The sequence below is a fragment of the Micromonospora sp. DT44 genome, assembly GCF_049841635.1.
In the GTDB taxonomy this organism is placed as follows: Bacteria; Actinomycetota; Actinomycetes; order Mycobacteriales; family Micromonosporaceae; genus Micromonospora.
Window position 1 is genome coordinate 167,799 of the sequence record NZ_JBNCKS010000002.1, and the last position, 7,001, is coordinate 174,799.

5 protein-coding genes are annotated in these 7,001 nt (G+C 69.4%); all 5 read right to left on the minus strand.

The window, feature by feature from the left end; all coding sequences use genetic code 11:
- Positions 1-45: 45 nt before the first annotated feature.
- The 5 genes from ACLQ25_RS02130 to ACLQ25_RS02150 all read right to left on the minus strand — a co-directional run bounded on the left by ACLQ25_RS02130 (position 46) and on the right by ACLQ25_RS02150 (position 6,900).
- On the minus strand, positions 46-3,477 hold the full coding sequence (locus tag ACLQ25_RS02130) for a DNA-directed RNA polymerase subunit beta (RefSeq protein WP_425728522.1): 3,432 nt from the start codon (positions 3,475-3,477) through the stop codon (positions 46-48).
- Positions 3,478-4,047: 570 nt separating this feature from the next.
- Positions 4,048-4,434 carry a 50S ribosomal protein L7/L12 gene (rplL, locus tag ACLQ25_RS02135; protein ID WP_425728524.1) on the minus strand — a complete coding sequence of 129 codons (387 nt, stop codon included), beginning with the start codon at positions 4,432-4,434 and terminating at the stop codon, positions 4,048-4,050.
- Between the two features lie 53 nt (positions 4,435-4,487).
- Entirely contained in the window at positions 4,488-5,036 is a 549-nt protein-coding gene (gene rplJ, locus ACLQ25_RS02140) for a 50S ribosomal protein L10 (RefSeq protein WP_355050769.1), read from the minus strand.
- 338 nt (positions 5,037-5,374) lie between these two features.
- Positions 5,375-6,064 (minus strand): hypothetical protein, encoded by a 690-nt coding sequence (locus ACLQ25_RS02145; protein WP_425728526.1) that lies wholly within the window; start codon positions 6,062-6,064, stop codon positions 5,375-5,377.
- Positions 6,061-6,900 carry an ABC transporter ATP-binding protein gene (locus ACLQ25_RS02150; RefSeq protein WP_425728528.1) on the minus strand — a complete coding sequence of 280 codons (840 nt, stop codon included), beginning with the start codon at positions 6,898-6,900 and terminating at the stop codon, positions 6,061-6,063. Before ACLQ25_RS02150 ends, ACLQ25_RS02145 begins: the two co-directional genes overlap by 4 nt.
- Between the last annotated feature and the right edge of the window lie 101 nt (positions 6,901-7,001).

Sequence of the window (7,001 nt, forward strand, 5' to 3'; positions counted from 1 at the left end):
TCACGGGCGGGGGTCGGGAGCCCGAAGGCCCCCGACCCGCACCACTTACACCTCTTCGACCGAGCTCGGCTCGCGCCGGGACAGGTCGATGCCCAGCTCCTCCGCGGCCCGGAACACCTCGTCGTCGGTCTCGCGCATCTCCAGGGCCACACCGTCGCTGGACAGCACCTCAACGTTGAGGCACAGCGACTGCAGCTCCTTGAGCAGCACCTTGAACGACTCCGGGATGCCCGGCTCCGGGATGTTCTCGCCCTTGACGATGGCCTCGTAGACCTTCACGCGGCCGAGCACGTCGTCGGACTTGATCGTGAGTAGCTCCTGCAGGGCGTACGCGGCGCCGTACGCCTGCATCGCCCAGCACTCCATCTCACCGAAGCGCTGACCACCGAACTGCGCCTTACCACCCAGCGGCTGCTGCGTGATCATCGAGTACGGACCGGTCGACCGAGCGTGGATCTTGTCGTCGACCAGGTGGTTGAGCTTCAGGATGTAGACGTAGCCGACCGCGATCGGGTCCGGCAGAGGCTCACCGGAACGACCGTCGAACAGCTGCGCCTTACCGGTGCGCCCGATCAGCTGCTTGCCGTCCCGGTTGGGCAGGGTCGACTCGAGCAGACCGGAGATCTCCTCCTCGCGAGCACCGTCGAAGACCGGGGTGGCCACGTTGGTGTCACCCTCGGACTCGTGCGCGTCGATGGAGCGCAACTGGCGCTTCCACTCGGCGTCGTCGCCCTCGACCTTCCACCCGGTCTTGGCCACCCACCCGAGGTGGGTCTCCAGAACCTGGCCGATGTTCATCCGGCTCGGCACACCGAGCGGGTTGAGCACGATGTCGACCGGGGTGCCGTCCTCGAGGAACGGCATGTCCTCGACCGGGAGGATCTTCGAGATGACGCCCTTGTTGCCGTGCCGGCCGGCGAGCTTGTCACCGTCCTGGATCTTGCGCTTCTGGGCGACGTAGACCCGGACCAGCTCGTTGACGCCCGGCGGCAACTCGTCGCCGTCCTCGCGGGAGAACGTGCGCACACCGATGACCGTGCCGGTCTCGCCGTGCGGCACCTTCAGCGAGGTGTCCCGAACCTCACGCGCCTTCTCACCGAAGATCGCGCGGAGCAGCCGCTCCTCCGGGGTCAGCTCGGTCTCACCCTTGGGCGTGACCTTGCCGACCAGGATGTCGCCGGGGACGACCTCGGCGCCGATCCGGATGATGCCGCGCTCGTCGAGGTCGGCGAGCATTTCCTCGCTGACGTTCGGGATGTCGCGGGTGATCTCCTCCGGGCCGAGCTTGGTGTCCCGAGCGTCGACCTCGTGCTCCTCGATGTGGATCGAGGTGAGCACGTCCTGCTGCACGAGGCGCTGCGACAGGATGATCGCGTCCTCGTAGTTGTGGCCCTCCCAGCACATGAACGCCACCAGCAGGTTGCGTCCGAGTGCCATCTCGCCCTCGTCGGTGCAGGGACCGTCGGCGATGACCTGACCGGCCTCGACGCGGTCGCCCTCGAAGACGACCGGCTTCTGGTTGACGCAGGAGCCGGCGTTGGAGCGGCGGAACTTGTGCAGCAGGTACGTCCGGCGGTGGCCGTCATCCTGGTGGATGGTGACGTAGTCGGCGCAGAGGTCCTCGATCACACCGCCGACCTCGGCGACAACCACGTCGCCAGCGTCGACCGCGGCCCGGTACTCCATGCCCGTACCCACGAGCGGCGCCTCGGCCTTGACCAGCGGCACCGCCTGGCGCTGCATGTTCGCGCCCATCAGTGCCCGGTTGGCGTCGTCGTGCTCGAGGAACGGGATCATGGCGGTCGCGACCGAGGTCATCTGCCGGGGCGAGACGTCCATGTAGTCGACGGCACCGGGGACGACGTCCTCGGTCTCGCCGCCCTTACGACGGCAGAGCACCCGCTCCTCGGCGAACGTGCCGTCCGCCTTCAGGCGCGCGTTGGCCTGGGCCTTGACGAACCGGTCCTCCTCGTCCGCGGTCAGGTAGTCGATCTGGTCGGTGACCCGACCCTCGACGACCTTCCGGTACGGCGTCTCGATGAAGCCGAACGGGTTGACCCGGGCGAAGGTGGACAGGGCGCCGATCAGGCCGATGTTCGGGCCTTCCGGCGTCTCGATCGGGCACATCCGGCCGTAGTGGGACGGGTGCACGTCGCGGACCTCGAAGCCGGCCCGCTCCCGGGACAGACCACCCGGGCCGAGCGCGCTCAGCCGACGCCGGTGGGTCAGGCCCGCCAGCGGGTTGGTCTGGTCCATGAACTGGGACAGCTGCGACGTACCGAAGAACTCCTTGATCGCCGCCACCACCGGGCGGATGTTGATCAGGGTCTGCGGCGTGATCGCCTCGACGTCCTGCGTGGTCATCCGCTCGCGGACGACCCGCTCCATGCGGGAGAGACCGACCCGAACCTGGTTCTGGATCAGCTCACCCACGGTGCGCAGGCGCCGGTTGCCGAAGTGGTCGATGTCGTCGGCCTCGTAGCCGTCCTCACCGGCGTGCAGCCGGCAGAGGTACTCCACGGTGGCGACGATGTCGTCCTCGGTCAGCGTGCCGGTGGTGATCGGCACGTTCACTTCGAGCTTCTTGTTGAACTTGTAGCGCCCGACCTTGGCCACGTCGTACCTCTTCGGGTTGAAGAAGAGGTTGTCGAGCAGGGTCTGGGCGTTCTCGCGCGTCGGCGGCTCGCCAGGGCGCAGCTTGCGGTAGATGTCTAGCAGGGCCTCGTCGGCGCCGGCGATGTGGTCCTTCTCGAGCGTGGTCATCATCAGCTCGGACCAGCCGAACTTCTCACGGATCCGCTCGGCCGACCATCCGATGGCCTTGAGCAGGACCGTGACGGCCTGCCGGCGCTTACGGTCGATACGTACGCCGACCGTGTCGCGCTTGTCGATGTCGAACTCCAGCCAGGCACCCCGACTCGGGATGACCTTGACGCTGGAGAGGTCGCGGTCGGAGGTCTTGTCCGGCTGCTTGTCGAAGTACACGCCCGGAGACCGGACGAGCTGGCTGACCACGACGCGCTCGGTGCCGTTGATGACGAAGGTGCCCTTGGGCGTCATCATCGGGAAGTCACCCATGAACACCGTCTGGCTCTTGATCTCGCCAGTGGTGTTGTTGGTGAACTCCGCGGTCACGAAGAGCGGAGCGCAGTAGGTCAGGTCCTTCTCCTTGCACTCCTCGATCGAGGCCTTGACCTCGTCGAAGCGCGGCGCCGAGAAGGAGAGTGACATGGTGCCGGAGAAGTCCTCAATGGGACTGATCTCTTCAAGGATCTCCGCGAGACCCGAGCGTGCGTGCGGGTCGTCCGCCGACCGGCCCTGCCAAGCCTCGTTGCCGACGAGCCAGTCGAAGGACTCGTTCTGGATGGCAAGGAGGTTGGGGACCTCGAGGTGTTCGGTGATCCTGCCGAATGAAACTCGGCGGGGAGCGAATGCGCTCGACGTACGACTGGTCTTCGCAGGGCGGGAAGCTGCCAAGATGCGTCCTTCCGAGGACCGGTGCTGCAGAACGGCTGGTACGCGTGCACTCCAATGACCCCACCAGAATTATCCGTAAACGGACATTTCCGAGCAGGGGTCAAGTCGGAAGGCAGCGCAAACTAGCAGTGTAGCCGAGAGGCTAACCGCTGTCCAGCCCACCCCGCAGGTCGTTTGCGGAACGCTCCTCGGCCCCCGTTCACCGGGGTCTGCCGGGCCGCTCAGAACGCAACTCCCCACTGGGCCGCTCGGGTGACCGCGACCAATGGTGCCGTCGCTGTCATTACCCACATCGTGGCCGTCGCAAGCGCGGTGTCTTGCTGGTGTCAGCGTGCCTGTCAGGCCGGGGCCGCGTCAAGGGCCGGTATCCGGGTCGTCGGTTCTTTCCCACCTGAGGAGGATCCGGTCGTTCGTGCGGATGGTCCGCCGCCGACCATCGGCGCCCAGCTCAGAACGGTTGTCGCCCGGTCCACGAAACACGGCGGGCGGTGATCCGTGTCGGATCACCGCCCGCCGCGACGCGATCGTGTCCCAGCTCACCGAGCCGGGTACGCGCAGGTGGAGCTCAGGTCACTTGAGGGTGACCTTGGCGCCCTCACCCTCGAGCTTGGCCTTCGCCTTCTCGGCGGTCTCCTTGTTGACCTTCTCCAGGATGGCCTTCGGCGCGGACTCGACCGCGTCCTTGGCCTCCTTGAGGCCCAGGCCGGTCAGCTCACGCACGACCTTGATGACCTGGATCTTCTTGCCACCGTCGGCCTCCAGGACGACGTCGAACTCGTCCTGCTCCGGCTCGGCCTCGGCAGCGGCGGCGCCGCCGCCACCGCCCTGCGCGACCGCGACCGGCGCGGCAGCGGTGACCTCGAAGGTCGTCTCGAACTGCTTCACGAACTCGGAGAGCTCGATCAGCGTCATCTCCTTGAACGCGTCGAGCAGCTCGTCGGTGCTGAGCTTCGCCATGTCTGGCGTCCTTTCTAAAGGTTGTCTAAGAACGTGGGTGCGCCGCGCGGCCCTCAGGCCGCCTCGGCGCCCTCCTGCTCGCGCTTCTTGTCCGCCAGGGCGGCCGCCGCGCGGGCGGCCTTGGAGAGCGGAGCCTGGAACAGGGCCGCGGCCTTGCTCAGGTTGCCCTTCATCGCGCCGGCCAGCTTGGCCAGCAGCACCTCACGGGACTCCAGGTCGGCGAGCTTCGTGACCTCGGCCGCGGAAATGGCCTTGCCCTCGAAGACACCGCCCTTGATGACGAGCTTCGGGTTGGCCTTCGCGAAGTCGCGAAGCCCCTTCGCCGCCTCGACGACGTCGCCCGAAACGAAAGTCAGCGCGGTAGGACCGGTGAACAGCTCGTCGAGGCCGGTGATGCCCGCGTCCGTCGCGGCACGCTTCGCCAGCGTGTTCTTCGCGACCGTGTAGCTGGTCTCGGCACCGAGCGATCGCCGCAGCTGGGTGAGCTGGGAAACCGTCAGACCGCGGTACTCGGTCAGCACGGTAGCGCCCGCGCTGCGGAAGCTCTCGGTCAGCTCAGCGACGGCCGTGGCCTTGTCGGCTCGGATCGGCTTGTCCGCCATGTCCCTCCTCTCTCGTTGCTCGAGGCTGGTCCCCGGCACGGCCGAAGCCGGAGCGGGGACGAAGGCAGCACGACAACGAAAAACCCCGGCGCAGGGCGCACGGGGCGAGGGCCGGCGGGAAGTCACGGTCGGCGGACCATGCTCACTGCCGAGTTACGCTTGCCGCCCTACGCGGGTCGCCCGTCGTCGCGGGACCTTCGACCGTGCCGAAGCACGGTGACCAGCGGTCTCTGGGTGGTTCCTCATCCATGACAACACGGATGACGTTTGAAGAGTACGCGCCCGCGGGACCAGCGCCAAATCGCCCCCGGTGAGCCGGGTCACGCCGCCGGGCAGACTCAGCCCTGGGCCCGCCGCCGCCACAGGTAGCCGGCGGTGACCGCCACACTCCATGCCAGGGCCCAGGCCGTGAGCCCGAGCAGAGTCAGCGCGGCGGCGTCACCCGCGGTCGTCCGGGCGGTAGCCATGATCGGCGGTACCAGCCAGGGCGCCACCGAACCACGCAGGCCGAGCGCCACCGCGCCGACACCGCCGAGGGCCAGCACCGCGACGCCGTACGCGGCACCGCCCACCGACGCCCGGCTGGCCAGCGCGCCGAGGGCAACCGCAGCGGGTACGGCCAGCAGGTGCGCCCACAGCCCCAGCGCGATGCCGACCGGCACCGACCGGTCCCCCGGCTCGACCGGGCCGGTGACCCCACCCACCAGCCACGGAAAGAGAAGCGCGACGGCCACCGCGACCAGCGCCGCCGCACCGGCCGCCAGGAGCCCGGCGAGACGCTCCCGGGCCACCCCGACGATCACCTGGGCCAGCCGACGCTGCACGTCCGGCTCGATGTCCAGCAGGATCTTGGTCTGCCAGGCGAGCACCGGAAAGAGCACCACGGCCGAGACGCCGTACGCCTCCGCCGGCTGCGAGCGGCCGCCGCCGTAGAGCGTGCCGAGGACGACGAGGCCGGCGAGCAGGGGCGCCAACGCCCGTCCGGTACGCAGGAAACCCGCCAGCCGCATCCGCACCAGCGCGTTCATCGGCCGTCCCCCGTGCTGGGCTCGACCATCGCGTCGGCCGCCCCGAGCCGCGCCGACGTGGCCGACGGGGTGGGCGGATGCGCCTGGGGTGGGGTGGTGGAGGCGTCGGCGCGTACTCGAAGAATTTGATGGCCCTCGGCGCGCAGGCGGGCGACGGTGCCGGCGACCCGCGCGGCCGGCACCGCGACCTCGACCACCGCGATGGCCTCCTCGTCGGCGGGCGCGGTCTCCTCGGTCAGCACGCCCGCGGCCACCGACCAGCGGCGCGCGGCCGGCAACCGGACCGTCTCCCCCCGATGGTCACTGACCAGGACCGTGCCACCGTCGGCCAGCACCTCGTCGATCAGCTCGGGGACCAGCTCGCGGGTCGCGGCGTCCAGGCCCTCCCACGGCTCGTCGAGCACCAGCAGGCCCGGCGCCCGCAGCATCGCCTGGGCGAGGCCCACCTTCTGCGCGGTGCCCTTGGACAGCTCCGCGAGGCGCACCGAGCGGAACGCGTCCAGCCCGAGCCGCCGCGTCCAGGTCGTCACCGCCTCGTCGGCGGCCGAGCGTCCCAGCCCGACCGCGCGGGCCATGCCGGTCAGATAGCGGGACACGGTGAAGGGCTGGTCGGCCGGGAAGCGCTCCGGCACCCAACCCACCCGGGCCGGCCGGTCGACGACCCGACCCCGGCCCGGCCGCAACACCCCGGCGGCCACCTGGAGCAGGGTGGACTTGCCCACCCCGTTGCGGCCCTGGACGACCACCACCTCGCCCGGGCCGATCTGCGCGTCCACGCTCCGCAGCACCCACGGACTCCGCCGGTGGTACCGCAACCAGACGTTCTCCAGCCGCATGCGGTCGAGCTTGCCACACCTGGAACGCGCCGGGGCGCGCGCACCGGAGGGGGGGGGCCCCGGCCGGGGGGACGGGAGGGGCACGCGTGGGGCGAGGGCGC

Coding starts and splice junctions, on each gene's coding strand:
- rplL (WP_425728524.1), bottom strand. CDS start 4,434: ATGGCGAAGCTCAGCACCGACGAGCTGCTCGACGCGTTCAAGGAGATG.
- rplJ (WP_355050769.1), bottom strand. CDS start 5,036: ATGGCGGACAAGCCGATCCGAGCCGACAAGGCCACGGCCGTCGCTGAG.
- ACLQ25_RS02145 (WP_425728526.1), bottom strand. CDS start 6,064: ATGAACGCGCTGGTGCGGATGCGGCTGGCGGGTTTCCTGCGTACCGGA.
- ACLQ25_RS02150 (WP_425728528.1), bottom strand. CDS start 6,900: ATGCGGCTGGAGAACGTCTGGTTGCGGTACCACCGGCGGAGTCCGTGG.